Origin of the sequence: Sphingomonas panacis, from assembly GCF_001717955.1 — a bacterium.
GTDB lineage: Bacteria > Pseudomonadota > Alphaproteobacteria > Sphingomonadales > Sphingomonadaceae > Sphingomonas > Sphingomonas panacis.
This window is the reverse complement of record NZ_CP014168.1, coordinates 3,604,850-3,622,500: the sequence shown is the minus strand read 5'-3', so window position 1 is coordinate 3,622,500 and position 17,651 is coordinate 3,604,850. Positions and strand designations below refer to the sequence as shown.

At 59.2% G+C, this 17,651-nt stretch carries 9 protein-coding genes, 1 tRNA gene, 2 rRNA genes and 1 pseudogene (1 of these 13 cut by a window edge); 4 read left to right on the top strand and 9 right to left on the bottom strand.

All coding sequences use genetic code 11. The annotated features are described in order from the left end of the window. The 3 genes from J0A91_RS16470 to J0A91_RS16460 all read left to right on the top strand — a co-directional run. Nucleotides 1–2,755, top strand: a 23S ribosomal RNA gene (locus J0A91_RS16470); it begins 37 nt to the left of the window's first position. A 180-nt stretch (nt 2,756–2,935) separates the two neighbouring features. Further along, nucleotides 2,936–3,050 (top strand): 5S ribosomal RNA (gene rrf / locus J0A91_RS16465). 83 nt (nt 3,051–3,133) lie between these two features. Continuing rightward, a tRNA-Met gene (locus J0A91_RS16460) sits at nt 3,134–3,210 on the top strand. On the opposite strand, the gene J0A91_RS16455 is transcribed toward J0A91_RS16460, so the two are convergent. Both J0A91_RS16455 and J0A91_RS16450 read right to left on the bottom strand, forming a co-directional pair. Then, nucleotides 3,167–4,855, bottom strand: coding sequence for a recombinase family protein (locus tag J0A91_RS16455; RefSeq protein WP_083224971.1), 1,689 nt, complete (start codon nt 4,853–4,855; stop codon nt 3,167–3,169). The two genes, J0A91_RS16460 and J0A91_RS16455, sit on opposite strands and share 44 nt — an antisense overlap. 208 nt (nt 4,856–5,063) lie before the next feature. Beyond that, on the bottom strand, nt 5,064–5,486 hold the full coding sequence (locus J0A91_RS16450) for a ribbon-helix-helix domain-containing protein (RefSeq protein ID WP_069205806.1): 423 nt from the start codon (nt 5,484–5,486) through the stop codon (nt 5,064–5,066). Between the two features lie 528 nt (nt 5,487–6,014). On the opposite strand from J0A91_RS16450, the pseudogene tnpC reads away from it, so the two are divergent. Further along, nucleotides 6,015–7,366: pseudogene (gene tnpC, locus J0A91_RS16445) on the top strand (IS66 family transposase). Between the two features lie 48 nt (nt 7,367–7,414). On the opposite strand, the gene J0A91_RS16440 reads toward tnpC, so the two are convergent. The 7 genes from J0A91_RS16440 to J0A91_RS16410 all read right to left on the bottom strand — a co-directional run bounded on the left by J0A91_RS16440 (nt 7,415) and on the right by J0A91_RS16410 (nt 17,635). After that, nucleotides 7,415–8,545: an SIR2 family NAD-dependent protein deacylase gene (locus J0A91_RS16440; protein ID WP_069205805.1), complete on the bottom strand. Its 1,131-nt coding sequence runs from the start codon at nt 8,543–8,545 to the stop codon at nt 7,415–7,417. Nucleotides 8,546–8,549: 4 nt separating this feature from the next. After that, nucleotides 8,550–10,214 carry a restriction endonuclease subunit S gene (locus J0A91_RS16435; RefSeq protein WP_083224730.1) on the bottom strand — a complete coding sequence of 555 codons (1,665 nt, stop codon included), beginning with the start codon at nt 10,212–10,214 and terminating at the stop codon, nt 8,550–8,552. After that, nucleotides 10,211–11,680, bottom strand: coding sequence for a type I restriction-modification system subunit M (locus J0A91_RS16430; protein ID WP_069205803.1), 1,470 nt, complete (start codon nt 11,678–11,680; stop codon nt 10,211–10,213). Before J0A91_RS16430 ends, J0A91_RS16435 begins: the two co-directional genes overlap by 4 nt. A 10-nt stretch (nt 11,681–11,690) precedes the next feature. Then, nucleotides 11,691–14,042, bottom strand: coding sequence for an EcoAI/FtnUII family type I restriction enzme subunit R (gene hsdR, locus J0A91_RS16425; protein ID WP_069205802.1), 2,352 nt, complete (start codon nt 14,040–14,042; stop codon nt 11,691–11,693). Between the two features lie 450 nt (nt 14,043–14,492). Beyond that, the gene (locus J0A91_RS16420; protein ID WP_083224729.1) at nt 14,493–15,881 is read right to left on the bottom strand and encodes an MFS transporter; all 1,389 of its coding nucleotides are present in this window, start codon (nt 15,879–15,881) and stop codon (nt 14,493–14,495) included. 19 nt (nt 15,882–15,900) lie between these two features. Continuing rightward, nucleotides 15,901–16,920: a FecR family protein gene (locus tag J0A91_RS16415; protein ID WP_240502048.1), complete on the bottom strand. Its 1,020-nt coding sequence runs from the start codon at nt 16,918–16,920 to the stop codon at nt 15,901–15,903. Continuing rightward, complete coding sequence (locus J0A91_RS16410) at nt 16,850–17,635, bottom strand: sigma-70 family RNA polymerase sigma factor (protein WP_240502047.1); 786 nt, start codon at nt 17,633–17,635, stop codon at nt 16,850–16,852. The genes J0A91_RS16415 and J0A91_RS16410 overlap by 71 nt, the downstream gene beginning before the upstream one ends. Between the last annotated feature and the right edge of the window lie 16 nt (nt 17,636–17,651).

Here is a 17,651-nt window from a genome sequence, read left to right as displayed (position 1 = left end):
GCATACAGGCGATGAAGGACGTGGCACGCTGCGATAAGCTGCGGTGAGGTGTGAGCAACCTTTGACCCGCAGATTTCCGAATGGGGAAACCCACCCATCCCGTTTAACTCTGCTGCGATGCAAATCGCAGTTGGGCTAAATGGAGTGCGGTATCATGAGACTGAATACATAGGTTTCGTGAAGCGAACCCGGCGAACTGAAACATCTCAGTAGCTGGAGGAAAAGACATCAACCGAGATTCCGTTAGTAGTGGCGAGCGAACGCGGACCAGGCCAGTGCCTGATATTCAACTAGCAGAACACTTTGGAAAGAGTGGCCATAGCGGGTGACAGCCCCGTATGCGAAAGTGAGATATCGGGACATGAGTAGGGCGGGACACGTGTAATCCTGTCTGAACATAGGGGGACCACCCTCTAAGCCTAAATACTCGTATGCGACCGATAGTGAACTAGTACCGTGAGGGAAAGGTGAAAAGCACCCCGATGAGGGGAGTGAAACAGTACCTGAAACGGATTGCCTACAAGCAGTTGGAGGGGTCTTGAGCCCTGACAGCGTACCTCTTGCATAATGGGTCTGTGACTTAATGTACCAAGCAAGCTTAAGCCGTTAGGTGTAGGCGCAGCGAAAGCGAGTCTGAATAGGGCGACAGAGTTTGGTGTATTAGACCCGAAACCCGGCGATCTAGGCATGACCAGGATGAAGGTGCGGTAACACGCACTGGAGGTCCGAACCGATTAACGTTGAAAAGTTACCGGATGAGTTGTGTTTAGGGGTGAAAGGCCAATCAAGCCGGGAAATAGCTGGTTCTCCGCGAAAACTATTGAGGTAGTGCCTCGGATGGACACCCTAGGGGGTAGAGCACTGGATGGATGCGGGGGTCGCGAGACCTACCAACTCTAACCAAACTCCGAATACCTAGGAGTGATATCCGGGAGACAGACGGCGGGTGCTAAGGTCCGTCGTCAAAAGGGAAACAGCCCTGACCTACAGCTAAGGTCCCCAAGTCATCACTAAGTGGGAAAGCATGTGGAACTTCCAAAACAACCAGGAGGTTGGCTTAGAAGCAGCCATCCTTTAAAGAAAGCGTAACAGCTCACTGGTCTAAACAAGAGGTTCTGCGGCGAAGATGTAACGGGGCTAAAGTGATGCACCGAAGCTTAGGGTGTGGATTTATCCACGCGGTAGCGGAGCGTTCCGTACGCCTGTGAAGCGGTCTGGTAATGGGCCGTGGAGGTATCGGAAGTGCGAATGCAGACATGAGTAGCGATAAAGAGGGTGAGATGCCCTCTCGCCGAAAGACCAAGGGTTCCTGCGCAAGGCTAATCCGCGCAGGGTGAGCCGGCCCCTAAGACGAGCCCGAAGGGGGTAGTCGATGGGAACCACGTTAATATTCGTGGGCCTGGTGGTGTGTGACGGATCTCGTGTGTTGTTCTCCCTTATTGGATTGGGAGGGCTTCGAAGAGGTTCCAGGAAATAGCCCCACCGTATAGACCGTACCCGAAACCGACACAGGTGGTCAGGTAGAGTATACCAAGGCGCTTGAGAGAAGTGTCCTGAAGGAACTCGGCAAATTGCCTCCGTACCTTCGGAAGAAGGAGGCCCTCACATTGCGCAAGCATTATGAGGGGGCACAGGCCAGGGGGTAGCGACTGTTTAGCAAAAACACAGGGCTCTGCTAAGTCGGCTTCAAGACGACGTATAGGGCCTGACGCCTGCCCGGTGCCTGAAGGTTAAGTGGAGGAGTGCAAGCTCTGAAATGAAGCCCAGGTAAACGGCGGCCGTAACTATAACGGTCCTAAGGTAGCGAAATTCCTTGTCGGGTAAGTTCCGACCTGCACGAATGGCGTAACGACTTCCCCACTGTCTCCAGGACATGCTCAGCGAAATTGAATTCCCCGTGAAGATGCGGGGTTCCCGCGGTTAGACGGAAAGACCCCGTGCACCTTTACTGCAGCTTCAGAGTGGCATTAGGAAAGAACTGTGTAGCATAGGTGGGAGGCTTTGAAGCATCGGCGCCAGCTGATGTGGAGCCATAGGTGAAATACCACCCTGTTGTTTTCTGATGTCTAACCTCGATCCATGAAACTGGATCAGGGACCCTCTGTGGCGGGTAGTTTGACTGGGGCGGTCGCCTCCTAAAGAGTAACGGAGGCGCGCGATGGTGGGCTCAGGACGGTTGGAAACCGTCTGTTAGAGTGCAATGGCATAAGCCCGCCTGACTGCGAGACTGACAAGTCGAGCAGAGACGAAAGTCGGTCATAGTGATCCGGTGGTCCCTCGTGGAAGGGCCATCGCTCAACGGATAAAAGGTACGCCGGGGATAACAGGCTGATAACCCCCAAGAGCTCATATCGACGGGGTTGTTTGGCACCTCGATGTCGGCTCATCACATCCTGGGGCTGGAGCAGGTCCCAAGGGTTTGGCTGTTCGCCAATTAAAGTGGTACGTGAGCTGGGTTCAGAACGTCGCGAGACAGTTTGGTCCCTATCTGCCGTGGGCGTCGAAATTTGAGAGGAGTTGACCCTAGTACGAGAGGACCGGGTTGAACATACCTCTGGTGTACCTGTCGTTCCGCCAGGAGCGCAGCAGGGTAGCTATGTATGGACGGGATAACCGCTGAAAGCATCTAAGCGGGAAGCCTCCCTCGAGATAAGATTTCATAGAGCCGTGAAAGACCATCACGTTGATAGATCGGATGTAGAAGTGCGGTAACGCATGGAGCTAACCGATACTAATTGCTCTATTCGCGCTTGAGAGTCCCGCCATCAATGACAATCCTGGGCGGGTCCCATCAAAGTATCACTTTGATGGGTGCCCGGTGACCAGCATGTGTCAAAGACGCGCGGATGATCATTTGCAACGCCTGATACAAACATACCTTCACAGCACGTGCACGATTTTAAACCCGATCACAGCTTGCGCACCGGCTCCATTGCCTGGTGGCTATAGCGTCTGTGCCCCACCCGATCCCATCCCGAACTCGGCCGTGAAACCAGACTGCGCCAATGGTACTATCGCTTAAGCGATGGAAGAGTAGGTCGTCGCCAGGCATTGAAGCCTGTGCGCAAGCTCAAAATCGGATCAGAACCCATTCACATGTCTCATACCCCGCCCAACAGCGGGGACACCTTGGCGCGGGGTGGAGCAGCCCGGTAGCTCGTCAGGCTCATAACCTGAAGGTCACAGGTTCAAATCCTGTCCCCGCAACCAGTTTCGACGACACTCCCAACCCCGCAGCTCCCGCTGTGGGGCTGTCGTCGTTTTTACGGCTTCCGCCGGCGCCCAGCCATTGGAGGATCGCCCCGAACTCGCCGTGCAGCGTGATGTTGATCTCGCCGCGTTTTGCGCCAGGCGTCAGCGTCACGCGCTTGATCAGCGAGCGGATCGCTTCCGCCGCTTCGTCGCGGTCTTGCGGGCGGTTCAGAGCGTCGGCCAGCCGCTCGACCTTTTTTGCGTAGATATTGGCGATGTTTGGATGGATGTCGGGCGTGTCCGCCGGCACCTCGGCCATCGTGGCCCTCAAGACCTCTTCGTTCGCTTCAAGGTCGAGCAACCGGTCCATCAGCGTCTTGCTGAACCGGCCGTCTTCGATCGCTGCGACAATGTCTGCCTTCGCTCGGTCAATCTTCGCGAGCGCAGCCACCGCTGCGCCCTGCGCCGCGCGCCGCTCATAGTTCAGGCGATTGGTCTCGTCGACATAGCCACGGATGGCTTCGCCGACCATGTCGGGCGCCATCAGTCGATCCTTCAGGCCGGCGACGACGCGCTCCTCCACCGATACGCGCGTGATGGTGTGGCCGTTGCCACAGGCGCGGGTATCGTTGTGGGTGGAGCACGCGAACCGGCCCTGACCGCGTAGCGTGTACGGCCCACCACACACACCGCAGTGGAGCAGGCCGGATAGCAGCGATTTTGGTCGAACGGTGTTGCGCAGGCTGATCGCCTTGCGAGTGGCCTCGATCGGCCCGGCATATTGGATGGCGATGCTTGCCTGGCGTGTCTTGGCGGCGTCCCATAGCGCGTCGTCGAGGATGCGCAGCTCGGGCACTTCGGTGATGATCCATTCTTCGACCGGATTGATCCGGCTGACGCGCTTGCCGGTGCGCGGATCCTTCACATAGCGCTGCCGGTTCCAGACGAGGCGGCCGACATACAGCTCGTTGTTGAGGAAGCCGGTCCCACGTTTGACGTGACCGCGCAGCGTGCCATCGGTCCACAATTGGCCTTCCGGACCGGGAATGCCTTCCGCGTTGAGACGGCGCGCGATCATCTGCGGGCTGACCCCGTTGCCGAATTCGCGGAACACGCGGCGCACGATCTCGGCCTGCGGCTCATTGATGCTGCGCTCGCCGCGGATCGGTTCGCCGTCGCCGTCGAGGCGCTTCATGACATCATAGCCGTAGCACAGGCCGCCACCGGCTTTGCCCTTCTCGATCCGGCCGCGCATGCCGCGATGGGTCTTCTTGGCGAGGTCCTTCAGGAACAGCGCGTTCATCGTGCCCTTGAGGCCGACGTGAAGCTCGCTGATCTCGCCTTCGGCGAGCGTGACCAAAGCGACGCCGATGAACTGGAGATGCTTGTAGAGTGTCGCGACATCGGCCTGATCGCGGCTGACCCGGTCGAGCGCCTCGGCGAGGATGACGTCGAAGCGACCGGCCTGTGCATCCTGTAGCAACTGCTGGATGCCTGGACGCAACGTGATGCTCGAGCCCGAGATCGCGGCGTCCTTATAGGTGCCGACCACCCGCCAGTTATCGCGGGCCGCCTGATCGCGGCAAATCCGAAGCTGGTCGTCGATCGACGACGCACTCTGCTGATCCGACGAATAGCGGGCGTACAGGGCAACGCGGGTCATGGCTCGTCTCCAAACAAGGTCACCCCGGTTGACGACACAGAGCCGTTTTACCCTCTATTTTTATTTTGGTCATCGCCGTCGTGGAGGTCTCGGGCGATCTGTCTGCCGAGCAACCGCGCGATGCGGGATACGGGTGGCGACGCCGGAGAAGGGGCAGGGGAAGGCAGGCGTGCGCCATTGCCCGCCGCAGGGTCACGGGAATCCGATCTCATGACGGTTCCTCCGGTCCGCTGACTGCCGAGATCAGGCGCGTCTTACCCTGATTGGCGGCCAGCCGCCGCCCAACCTGATCCATGAATGCGCGGTAGCGCCGCAGCCCCAACTGCGCTGTCTCCGGATCGAACGCCGGTTGGTGGGCAAGCATTGTCATCTGATGCTGGACGAAGAAATCGAACACCTCAGCCATGATGTTGAGCGTCGTATCGCTGCGCTGCTGAAGGCGTTGCAGGCGGTCCAGTCGCGGCGCAAAGCGATCGTCGAGTTCGTTCACGGCCTTGCGGTCGAACCATGCGCGCAAGGCGTCGCTCAGGATCGCGGTTTTCGAGTTGCCCGGCTTCGCCGACAGCGCGTCCAGCTTCGCCGACAGGTCGTCGGGCAGGTAGAACTGGTGGCGGGTTTTGCTGGTCCTCATGGCCGCGATAATGCGCCTGATGCCCCGCCGCCCGAAGGGTGCTGTTAGGCGCTACGCGGCTCAATAACGTCGGGTTCGCCGCAACCTGTCATTCCCGCTCCATGAGCAGACTGGCAGCAGTGCCCACATAGGCTGGCAGCAGCCGACCAGCTCAAGCCAGTCCCCGGTCGAGGATTGAATGTCGGCTCACGCCGAAGCCTGTCAATCGCGTGAAATCCACCAGCCGGACAAGCTGTACGCCATTTGTCGCCGCTCACAAGATCAATTTGACCTCCCCAAAGTCGCCGCTCGGGTTGGAAAGGGGACAGTTCTTCCCAGTATAAAATGATTTTATCAATGGGCTTCAACAATCATCGCGTTTGCAACTGGATGGAGCTCGTTATGATGATTAGTTTTTCCGTGCCTTGAGCCTGCTCAGCTATGCCACGGTCGTTTATACGCTGTCACCATGCGCTCTGAATTCGTAACTGCTCAGGTGGTTGGCCAAAGGGGCTTGCGCGGAGCGGCGGTGGGTGATTCAAGCTTCGGATGGCGCCACCCCCGCTTCATGTTCTGACCGAAGGCGAGAAGAACGAACTGCTGCTTGCGCAGCACGAGATGATCGAGCGGATGGCGGCGCGGATTTCCGAGCTTGAGGCGCTGGTGGGCAGGCCGCGCAAGACGTCGAACAATTCGCATATTCCGCCGTCGAAGGATGGGTTTGGCCGTGGCAAGGGGCGGCGCAAGGCGTCGTCAGGCAAGCGCCCGCCACGCGAGGGGAAGTCGCGGCCTTTGGCGGATACGCCGGACAAAACCGAGCGCGTCATGGCCGATGCCTGTGGTCATTGCGGGACCGATGTGTCGGACGGGGCCCAGCGTTGCCGGCATCGCTACGACCATTTCGATCTGCCGCCGATCGCGCCGATCGTGACCCGGGTGGAGCTTTTCGGTGGTCGCTGCCGGGGCTGCGGCCGACGCTACCGCGCCGAAGCGCCGGCAGGCATGGCGCCTGGCACGCCATTTGGCCCGGGGATCCGGTCGCTGCTGACCTATCTGCACCATAGCCATCATGTCAGCTTCGAGCGGCTGTCGCGGATCGCCGCCGAACTGTTCGGGCTTGTCATTTCCGAGGGCGCCATTGCCAATATCTTCCGGCGCATGGGCCAGGACATGGCAGCTGCCACCAAGGCGATCGGCGACAAGCTGCTCTCAGCCCGGATCATCGCTTCGGATGAGACAACGACCCGGACCAATGGCATCACCCAGTGGCAATGGGTGTTCATCTCGGACAAGGCGGTCCTGCACAAGATCGCCCCACGCCGGGCCCGCAGCGTTGCCGAGGAGGTACTCGGCGATCACCAGCCCGACGTGTGGGTGTCAGATCGCTATGCCGGGCAGCAGGAACTGGGCAAGGCGCATCAGGTCTGCCTCGCTCATGTGCTGCGCGACGTCCAATATGCCATCGACTGTGGCGACACGATCTTCGCCCCGAAAATCCGCGATCACCTCAGGTGGGCGATCCGGGTCGGCAAGCGACGACACGAGCTCAAGTCCTCCACCCTGGCAAGCTACGCCGCCAAGGCCGACACGAAACTTCTCAACTGATGCGCGCACCGGTCGTCCATCCCGCTGGCAAGATCCTGCTCAGGCAGATCAAGGCCTGGAGGACGAAGTTCTTCGTGTTCCTCACCAACCGCGATGTGCCCGCCACCAACAACATCTCGGAACGCGAAATCCGACCCTCCGTCGTGTTCCGAAAGGTCACCAACGGCTTCCGGTCCGACTGGGGTGCCCAGATCCACGCCGGATATCGCTCCGTCACCGGAACTGCGCGGCTCACAGGACAATCTGCCCTCGGCGCCATCCGCGACCTCGTCGACGGCACCTTCGCCGTCGCCTGAGCACCACAACACTCACCAACCAGGTGAGCAGTTACCTGAATTCGGCCTTCAGATCCGACGATGCTTTAGTTCGTTGCGCGCCAGCCGCAGGATACCTTCGACGAAATCAAACTCGTCCGCCGGGAACCAGATCGGCGTCACGCCAATACGCAGCAGGTATTCGTTGCGGGCGATCAGTGCTGTTTCGTCGCCGGGGCATTGCTCAATGGAAAAGTGCTGCGGCAGGTCCGCGCTGTCTGCCCTTGCCTTGATCTTGATCGCCTCGAACACGCGGACGGTTCGGTCCTGATTGAGGCCGCAGCCGAGAAACAACAGGCTACTGTTGCGGAAGTAGTAGTCGAGCGCCTGCGGGATCGGCAGGGCAAGGTCGATGGCGTCTGCGCCATAGGCGGCGTCATATTGCCCCTTGCTCAGGATGCACCCACCGGGGGCACCGACATTGCCGTGCAGTTTGATGACCGTTACTTTATCGGCGTCGGGCAGTTGGGAGATCGTAGCGGGGGTCAGCACTTCCACCGCCTTGCCGCCGCCCAAATCGAACGATTGTTCGATCAGGCGATCATAGTTGGTGGTTATCAGGGTATCCGGAAACAGCTCAGCCACCAGATAGTCGGCTGGAGGGATGATGCCATTTTTGGCGAAAGCGTCACGCAGTTCCTGTGCAAAGACGTCATCGCCGCGCTGCTGTTCGATCTGATCGACGATCTCTTCATAGAGACCTTGGGCTAGCAGGTCTTCGACAGCGGCAGGGGCCATGCCTGCCGTCTTTCCTTGCTGGCGCAGATGATCCTTCCATGTCGGAAAGCCACCCGGCGCGGACAGGCCTGCGCCGACGAAGGGCACAACGTCGCCCGATGCCATCCGATCGCAGAGTTGGTCGAACCGCGCCGCGTTCCGCTCCGACCAATGGGTATCGCCGCGAAGCTCTTGGAGGGCATCGGCGCTCAGCCATTCGTTGCGACGGTCGAGCCGGAACCCTTCGAGAGTCGCAGTATAGGCCCCCCGGTCACCTGCGAAGAACGCTTTGCTGGGATTGGCCAGACCTTCGACCAGCGCTTGCACGCGTAGCTGAGCGCCCTCTGGGCTATCGAACCATTCGTTGAAGTCGGCGAAATCCTCATACTTGCGATGACCATCTTCATCGCACCAGATTTTAGGGGCTGTGGGAGCGGTCGCCATTGCCCTAAGCCACCGACCGTTCCGTAATAGCGTCGGTGAGGTATTTTTGGGTTGAGGCGGCGTCGGTGATGCTGGCGTTCAGGGCGTCGCACAGCGCCATGAGTTCATCCACCTTGGCAACAATGCGTTTCTGTTCGGCCGCCGGAGGCACGGGTGTTGCAGCTAGGCGAATCAAGCCGATATTGAGCGTGGGCTGTGCAAGAGTTCGTGTGTCGCCAGTGAAGCTGCTTTGCATGAAATCGCTTTGCAGCAGCCACAGAACATATGACCGGTCCATCAGTGGTGATGGAACAATGCGGCAGATCGCTCGGGCTATGTTTGCGCCCGCCCAACTTGCGGGCGCCACGCCAAGCTTTCCGATACTACCAACAACGCCCATTAAAATCTCTCCGCCTCGAAGACGAGTGCGGGGAAATTGGGCATCTACTTCGGCGCTAATCGACTTTTCTGGCAGTGGAGCCGGATCAGTAATCGACAGGTCAGCAATCCGAACAAATGGGATGCCATCTGGCTGATCTGCTCCTGGAACAAGGACGCCGTATGCAATTGGAAATTTAGGTTCAATCAAGTTATCGAAGCGCTCCCAGCACCAACCTTTCGGCAAGTTGAAGGGATGGTCGGCATCGGCGATGGTAGAATGTGGTTTCTGCTTTGCGCCACGGTCCACGCCAGACTTTTTGACGGCCTTCAACATCGCCGCTGCCGGTTCATCGGTCGCCACTTGCGGCACCAACTTGCCACGCACGGCAAGTTCGAGAACCGTCTGCTTCAAAGCATTGACGCTGGATTCGGTGGTGAAAAGGGTGTCGAAATGGGCCTCCAGCCGCGCCCAATTGGTGGCGAGGTCGGCGGCGTCGGTGCTGGCGGACAGTGTGGCGAGCAGGGCTTCGACCAGCGCCTGATGGGCGGCCATCGCCGCCGCGCTCTCCGCCTCCAACGCATCGCACAGAGCCATGAGTTCATCGACCTTGGCTACGATGCGCTGCTGTTCAGCAAATGGTGGAAGCGGGATCAAAAAAGGAGCAGCATTTGCGACAGTTACTTGGGGCTGCGCAGAACCAGAAACCATTGATGATTTGTTCATTCCGGAGAGGAAGTAATAGTAGCATCGTAAATTTGTTAAATCATCCCTGTAAAAATCACAAATTATTGAATTATTTGTGATGTAGCATTCAGGTGGACTGATATTTGGCTTCCCACTGTATGCTCCACGACAAGAAATAAGTAACTTCGGTTCGGAATAATGAAATTCGGAGAATCGGCCGATCACTCCATTCGCACCGAAAACGGGATAGCCGTGATCAAGTAAGCACTTGGTCGGTAGGTTTTTCCCATACGGAAGATCACATATGGAGCCGAGTTTGACCCAGGCCCAAGAGTCGGGAAGTAAAAACGGGCCTACTTCGCTTTGTGCCGCGTCACGCTTGGATGATTTCGCGGCGGCGCTTTGAGATATTTTTTGAATCAGTTTCGACGCAGGCTCATCTGAATCATCTTGCCCTACCAACTTTCCGCGCACAGCAAGATCAAGGATTAGCGCCCGCAACCGACCAATGCCATAGAGGCTGACGCGCTTGCCCCCACCTCGCCCAGCACCAGATTTGCGCTCAACCGCCGTCGTCCAAATATCCAGATTGTCGCTGACCAGCGACGCAATATCGACTGTCATGCGTCGCCCGCCAGCGCATCGGACAAGATGGCCTTCAACTGGTCACGAAGCGACTGGATGCCCGCCTGCTGCGCCGCATAGCGCGCCAGCAACTCATCGGGGTCATGGCTTTCCCGGTCTGCGATGTGCGGGTTCTTGAGGTCCAGATTATAGCCGCGTGCGGCCACATCCTCTGCGCTGATCTTCCACGCCTGTTCGGTTTCGCGGCGATGCTTGAAGCCATTCGCCTCATCGCCCCACCATTCGCGTTCGGGTTGAAACTCCTCGAACTGCATCGGCCGGGTCTTGTTGTAGCTGGTGACACCCGGCGGATAGGGGTGTTCGTAGAACCACGTCTGTTTGGTCGGGGTGCCCTTGGTGAAGAACAGGATATTGGTCTTGATGCCCGTGTAGGGGTTGAACACGCCATTGGGCAGGCGGACGATGGTGTGCAAATTGCACTCCTCAATCAGGCTCTGCTTGAGCGTGTTCTTGACGCCTTCACCAAAGAAGAAGCCATCGGGCAGCACCACCGCCGCGCGGCCACCGTGCTTCAACAGCTTGATAATCAGCGCCATGAACAAATCGGCGGTTTCGCGGGTGCGAAGATTGGAGGGGAAATTCCCCTCGATGCCGTCCTGCTCCATGCCGCCAAAGGGCGGGTTGGTGGCGATCACGGGCACGCGGTCGCGCTCGCCATAGTCGCGATAGGGCTTTTCGAGCGTGTTGCCGTGGATGATGCTGGATGGGGTGTCGATGCCGTGCAGGATCATGTTGGTGACGCACAGCATATGCGGTAGCGCCTTTTTCTCGACGCCACGGATGGTCGATTGCAGCAACACCTCATCGTCCGGCGATTTCACGAACTGCCGCTTGTAGTCGATGGTGCAGGCAAGAAAGCCGCCTGTGCCGCAGGCGGGATCGAACACCACCTCGCCAAGCTGGGGTGCCAGCCGGTCGATGATGAACTTGGTTAGGGCGCGAGGGGTGTAAAACTCGCCCGCGTTGCCCGCGCTCTGAAGGTCTTTCAGAATCTGCTCATAGATCGCGCCGAAGGTGTGGCGGTCATGGGTGCTGTTGAAGTCGATTCCGTTGATTTTGTTGACCACCTGCCGCATCAACGTGCCGGATTTCATGTAGTTGTAAGTATCCTCGAACACATCGCGGATGACCTGCGCGCGCTTGCCCACATCGCCGATGGTGGGAAGCTGGGTTTTGAGGGTGACGAACAGCTCTTCCACGAACTTAACCAGCGCATCGCCGGTGATGCCTTCGCGGTCCTGCGCCCAATTGCGCCAGCGAAATCGATCGGGGATAGGGGAGGTGAAACCGTCCTCGGTTAGTTCCAGCTCTTCCTCGCGGTCGTCGTAGATTTTGAGGAAAATCATCCAGACCATCTGGCTGATGCGCTGCGCGTCGCCATCGACACCAACGTCCTTGCGCATGATGTCCTGAATCGATTTGACCGCGCCGGAAACGTTGCTCATTCGCCGAAACTCATTCGTTGCCTGCCTGATCGTAAATCTGGTGTTCTAGCTCACTGAGGGCGGCTTCGTATCCGGCCTTGCCGCCGAACGCACCCTTGATGATTTCCAGCGGGGTGCCGATGCCGTCGAAGGGCTTGAGCCGCAACACCTTCGAATCCTCAATGGTGGAGATGCCCTCGTCCGCATATTTGTCGAGAAGCGCCTCCAGCACGGCGCGCGCCTTGTCACCATACTTGGTGAAGTAGTTGCGCTTCTTGACCTGCTCCGCCCGTTCGCGCCGGGTCAAAGGCGGCTGATCGTAGGCGATGTGGGCCAGCAGATCGAAGTCGCCGATGTCGCGCCCGACTGCCTCCTGGAGATTGGCGAGGACAACCCCGTATTCCTCCAGTTCGTCGATGATCGCCTGTTTGCGGTCAGCGTCGTTCCACCGCTGGATAAAATCATCCAGTGAGCTGAACTCCGACATGATCGCCTTGCGCGCGTAATCCCGATAGCTTTCGGTAATCAGCTTCCCGTCGCTGCCGACATATTCAATCCGCTCGGCAATGATGCGCACGGTGACACCGGACACTACAAGCTTGGTCCTGCCGCCTGAATCATCGTCGTCGTCATCATCGTCTTCGTCACCCGGCTCTTCCGGGTCCGGCGGGACAGGATCATCGTCATCGTCGGGTTCGTAGATGACGACCGGCGCACCGTCGAAGGCGTCATCGCGGAACAGCTCAGTCGCCTTTTTGAAATCCATGATGGTGAAAAAGAACTTGTTGTTATCTTCGTCGATCCGCGTCCCACGGCCAATGATCTGTTTGAAAATGGTCATGGATTTAATCGTCTGATCGAGAACGATCAGCTTGCAGGTTTTGGCATCGACGCCGGTGGTCAATAACTGCGACGTGGTGGCGATAACGGGAAACGGCTGTTCCGGGTCGATAAAATTGTCGAGTTGGGCTTTGCCTTCGACGCTGTCGCCGGTGATCCGCATGACATACCGGGAGTTGTCACGGGCGATCTTGCCAGCCGCGTTGACGATGGCCTTTCGCATCCGTTCGGCGTGGTCGATGTCCTCGCAAAAAATGATGGTCTTTGCCATCGGATCGGTCGCGTTAAGGTATTGCATAACCCGCTTGGCGACGAGCTTGGTCCGCTGATTAAGAACAAGAATGCGGTCCATATCGGCGCGGTTGTATTCGCGCTGTTCCACCGCATTGCCGAGATCATCAACCATACCCGTTGGAGGCGTCCACCCAAGGACGTCCTTGTCGATGTCGATGCGGATGACCTTGTAAGGAGCGAGGAAACCGTCCTCGATGCCCTGCTTAAGGCTGTAGGTGTAAACCGGGTCGCCAAAGTAGGTGATGTTGGACTCGTAAGCGGTTTCCTTCGGGGTGGCAGTCATGCCCACCTGAATCGCGCCGTTGAAATAGTCGAGAATCTCCCGCCACGCGCTGTCCTCCGAGGCGCTGCCCCGGTGGCATTCGTCGATCACGATCAGGTCAAAAAAATCGTGGGACACGGATTTGAAGATTTTGTCGGATTCCTCAGGGCCGGTCAGCGCCTGATAAAGCCCCAAATGAATCTCATAGGCGGGGTCGATCTTGCGGTTGCGCACCTTGGTCATGGCTTCGCCGAACGGCTTGAAGTCGTTCACCAACGTCTGGTCCACAAGGATATTGCGGTCCGCGAGGAACAGGATTCGCTTGGCCTGTCCAGCCTTCCATAGACGCCAGATGATCTGGAACGTCGTGTAAGTCTTGCCCGTGCCTGTTGCCATGACGAGCAGCACCCGGCGCTGCCCCTTGGCGATTGCCTCGATTGTGCGGTTGATGGCTTCGACTTGGTAGTAGCGCGCTTCCTTGCCTGTGCTGTCGAGATAGTAGGGCTGCTCGACCAACGGTTTTTCTTCAGGCTCAATGCCGTGAAATTGGCAATAGCGCGCGTAGAGAGTTTCCGCGTTCGGGAAGCCGTCCATCCCGAAAGATGTTTCTGTATCCTCGCCATCGGGCGCGGCGCGATTGTGTTGCGCGAAGCCGTCGCCGTTGGAACTAAAGGCGCTCGGAAGGTCTAGAATTTCAGCGTAGCCTAGCGCCTGCTGCAATCCATCGCTAACACCATGTTTGTTGTCCTTCGCTTCGACGATGGCGAGCGGCAATCCCGGCTGCCACGATAAAACATAGTCCGCGAACTTCTTTTTCTTCTTATTTCGAGACGAAAGGTTGCCCCGCACGATCACGGGGCCGGGGGTTAGCGTGACTTCGCGCCGCACTTGCTTGAACTGATCCCAACCGGCCTGCTTGATGGCAGGGGTTATGAATATGTCGCAAATATCGCTTTCACTCAGTTTTTGCTTTTCGACCTTGTCCACGCTGCCCCCTTCACCGCTCCCAATGCAGAATGTTGAGGGTGCACGCTACTAGTTTGTACGCCTTTTAAGCGCCCGCAGGCAAGCTACCCAACTGTCCCTTGAGGGTACCGGGCGTCCGCAGCAACACCGGGCAACGATATGGTTTGGTTGGGAACAGCCGTAACAGGAATGGCAGCAATCTCAGCTTCACGGATCGGAACCGGATAGTCGCCTATCGGCCAAGACTGCTCGGCCGAGAGCAGGATGTTGAGCACTCTCGAACGTCAGCTCATGCCTGAAGCGGACCTTCGCCCCCTGGCCCGTGAATGGCGTGTTTGTCCCACTTCGCGCCCTTCGCCGTCCCCGAATGTGCCCCTAAGTGTGAAAGCCAAGCACATCAACGAATGACCGGAATCGGGGAGCGCGCCGGGCAATCCGAACGGCGACTTATGGGTCATCTTTTCATACCATTTATTCGAAACCACGTCTCGGCGGATCGCTCGCACGAGCAGAAGCTTTCCGCGCCGCTGCCTTACGCTCCCGCTTTAGCTGCCGATCCAGTGCGATCTCGCTTGTCTCGCTCATGCGCAGATAGACGATTAACGATATCGCGATCATGCCCGAGACGTACCAGTAGAAGCCGCGCTCCAGCCCTGCGGATTTGAACGCCAGCGCGACATATTCCGCCGTGCCGCCGAAGATCGTGTTCGCCAGTGCATAGGGCAGGGCCACGCCCAGGGTACGGATGTTCGCCGGGAACAGTTCGGCTTTCACCACCGCGTTGATCGCGGTGTAGCCGGTTACGATCACCAGCGCGCCGAGGACGAGCAGGAAGGCCTCGAACGAGGTCGAAACCGTTTCCAGCCGGGTGAAGATCGGCACGGTCAGCGTCATGCCGGCAACGCCGAAGCTGATGAGCAGGGGCTTGCGGCCGACGCGATCCGACAGCCAGCCGGCAACGGGCTGCAACAGCATGTAGATGAACAACGCCGCCGCCATGATACCGGTCGCGGTATCGCGCGCGAAGCCGACCGAGTTGACGAGGAACTTCTGCATGTAGGTCGAGTAGGCATAGAACGCGAGCGTCCCGCCGGCGGTGAGCGCCATCACGATCAGCACCTGCTTGGGGTGATGTCTGAACAATTGGAGTCCGCTCGACCGCGGCGCCTTCGCGTCGGCTGCGACCGCTTTGAAGTCCTGCGTCTCGAGCAAACCGCGGCGCAGATAGAACACGCTGATCGCCAGCACCCCGCCGATCGCGAACGGCACGCGCCAGCCCCATTGCTCCAGCGCCGCGTCGGGCAACACGGTCTGAAGCAACAGCAGCACGCACAAGGCGATCAACTGCCCGGCGATCAGCGTGACATATTGGAAGCTGGAGAAGAAGCCGCGATGCTCGCGTTGCGCCATCTCGGAGAGATAGGTCGCGCTCGCGCCATATTCGCCACCGACCGAGAGACCCTGCAACAGCCGGGCGAGCAGCAGCAGCGCCGGTGCGCCCGCGCCGATCGTCGCATAGCCGGGGGTCGCCGCGATCAGCAGCGATCCGCCGCCCATCAGCATCACCGACAGCGTAAGCCCGGCTTTGCGGCCGTGGCGGTCGGCGTACATGCCCATCAGCCACGCGCCGAGCGGCCGCATGAGGAAGCCGACTGCGAAGATCGCCGCCGCGTTGAGCAATTGCGCCGTTCGGTCATCGGCGGGAAAGAACACCGGCGCGAAATAGAGCGTAAAGGCGGAATAGACGTACCAATCGTACCATTCGACGAGGTTGCCCATTGACCCGCCGAAGATCGAGCGGATGCGGCTGGATGTCGAGGGTGCGGCGGCGCCGGGATCGGCCGAGGATGAAACTGTCATGCGCTCCCAAACGGACGGGTCAGCGATCTCTGCCAGCGCTCGCCGAATCCGGCGAGCGATTTTCGGCGGGCAGCAGGATGATCGAATTGTCCTTGCCCGACACCGAGCGGACGTCGAAGCTCTGCGACAGCGCGGTCACGAACTGGTCGGAACTGCCGGCCTTGAAGGTGCCGCCGACCCGCAGCGAGGCGATCTGCGGATCGCCGATCACCAGCGGCGCGGTGCGATAGCGGTTGAACTCCTCGACCGCCTGCGCGAGCGTTTCGCCATCGAACTGGATCACCCCTTCCTGCCAGGCGGTGCGCTGCGCGATCTGGTCGGGCAGCAGCGCCGTCATCGAGACGGTGCCGCTGCGGATCGCGGCGGCGGTGCCCGCGCCGACCATCTGCGTCGGCGCGGCGCCTTCATGGACCGCAACCTTGCCTTCGATCACGGTCAGTTCGGTCAAATCGTTGCGGAGTCGCACCGCGAAGGCGGTGCCGACCGCGCGCACGGTCGCATCACCGGCCTGCACGATGAACGGGCGTTGCGTGTTGTGCGCGACATCGAATCGCGCTTCGCCCTTGAGCAGATGGACCAGCCGTTCCTTGTCGCGCATCGCGACTTCGACCGTGCTGTCGGTGTTGAGATGGACGATGCTGCCGTCGTCGAGCCGATAGCTCTTCTCCTGGCCCACGGCGGTGTGGAGGCGTTCGACCGCAGACCATTTCTGCAAGCCGATTGTCCCGGCGGTCGCGATCAGCATCGCCGCGACCATGCCCGCCACCATGCGGCGATCGAAGAACGCCTCGAACCGGCCCGCCGGGCCGGCGATCTCCTCCGGCCCGACCGAGGGCGCGACCTCGGTCAGCCGCTCGGCGAATTCCCAGGCAGATTCGGCTTGGGCGAATGCGAAGCCACGCGCGGGGTCTTCGGCGATCCAGGCGTAAACGGCATTCCAGGCATCGGGCGTGTCTAGCGTGCGCGCCTCAAGAAAGCGACGCGCTGCTTCCTGGTCGATCGCTTGCCGTTCCTCGGCGTTTTTGTATCGACCATCCAAAACCCAGATCCTCATATTGGCCGATGGCCTGCATGATCTTCAACGCGGCGCGGCCGATATGCTTGTCTACGGTCGAAACGGACAGACCCATCTCGTCTGCTATCTCCTGAACCGATTTATCGTGGACGCGTCGCAAAATAAATGCGCGACGGCATTGAATCGGCAGAGTTTCGATGATCGCTTCCAGCCGCCGCAACTCGTCGCGGGCCTGTAGCCGCGCCTCGGCGCCGCTGTCGATCGCGATCAGGTCGAGATCGGCGACGAGCGACAACGACACGATCTTGTCGCGGCGAACCTCGTCAATGATCATGTTGCGCGCGATCTGGAAGAGATACGCGCGGCCATGCACGATATGGTCGAACTCGACGGTGGCGAACGCGCGCGTCATCGCTTCGGATACGAGATCGTCGAGATCATCGCGCCGCGGCAGGATACGGCGAACGCGCTCGCGCAACGCTGCCTGATGCGGCAGGATCGTCGCTTTATACCAATCCAGACGCTTTCTGACCGACTCCACCGCAAACCCCCGATTGCCCGTATTCGATCTGCGATTCGCACCGCCCGAACGGTATTCCGAGGCAACATGGTTGCCGCTGGCGAATGGAATGTCCAGCGTTTTGCGCGCCGCACCTATTTGCGATGCAGTGCAATATATTTGAAATGCGCATTGGCAGAAGTGCGTGTGCCCTCCGTTATAGCAACCCGAACATAGCAAATTCGGGGGGTCTCAA

Excerpts from the sequence above, each read along its gene's own strand:
- J0A91_RS16435 (WP_083224730.1), bottom strand. The coding sequence starts at position 10,214 with ATGACAGTCGATATTGCGTCGCTGGTCAGCGACAATCTGGATATTTGG.
- J0A91_RS16450 (WP_069205806.1), bottom strand. The coding sequence starts at position 5,486 with ATGAGGACCAGCAAAACCCGCCACCAGTTCTACCTGCCCGACGACCTG.
- J0A91_RS16440 (WP_069205805.1), bottom strand. The coding sequence starts at position 8,545 with ATGGCGACCGCTCCCACAGCCCCTAAAATCTGGTGCGATGAAGATGGT.
- J0A91_RS16430 (WP_069205803.1), bottom strand. The coding sequence starts at position 11,680 with ATGAGCAACGTTTCCGGCGCGGTCAAATCGATTCAGGACATCATGCGC.
- J0A91_RS16420 (WP_083224729.1), bottom strand. The coding sequence starts at position 15,881 with ATGACAGTTTCATCCTCGGCCGATCCCGGCGCCGCCGCACCCTCGACA.
- J0A91_RS16455 (WP_083224971.1), bottom strand. The coding sequence starts at position 4,855 with ATGACCCGCGTTGCCCTGTACGCCCGCTATTCGTCGGATCAGCAGAGT.